This is a genomic window from Verrucosispora sp. ts21 (assembly GCF_002879555.1).
Classification (GTDB): Bacteria; Actinomycetota; Actinomycetes; order Mycobacteriales; family Micromonosporaceae; genus Micromonospora; species Micromonospora gifhornensis.
In genome coordinates, this window is record NZ_PNOZ01000196.1 from 1 (window position 1) to 459 (window position 459).

The 459-nt window shown below is 69.1% G+C and carries 1 protein-coding gene; it reads right to left on the reverse strand.

Features of this window, described 5'->3' with window-relative positions; all coding sequences use genetic code 11:
• Positions 1-459: hydroxymethylglutaryl-CoA lyase-like TIM-barrel protein (locus tag C1A38_RS30495; protein WP_502696969.1), on the reverse strand; the 459-nt coding region annotated here is incomplete at both ends.

Here is a 459-nt window from a genome sequence, read left to right on the forward strand (position 1 = left end):
GACTCCATCAGCTTGGCCTGCGCGGCCAGTGCGGCCGGGTCGTTCATGTGCGACATCATCAGGAACCCGGACACGTCCATGCCGTTCTCCCGCGCCCAGGAGATGTGCTGCGCGGAGATGTCCGCCTCGGTGCAGTGCGTGGCGATACGCACACTGGTCACCCCGAGGGCCTTGGCCGCCTTCAAGTCGGCGATGGTGCCGATACCGGGCAGCAGCAGGGTGGTCAGCTTCGCGTTCGTCATCACCTCGGCCGCCGCCGCGATCCACTCGGCGTCGCTTGCCGCACCGTGGCCGTAGTTGACACTGGACCCGGCCAGCCCGTCCCCGTGCGCCACCTCGATCGCGGCCACCCCGGCGGCATCCAACGCCGCGGCGATGGCCCGCACCTGGTCGACGGTGTAACGGTGGGCGATGGCGTGCATGCCGTCGCGCAGCGTCACGTCCTGGATGTAGAGATCG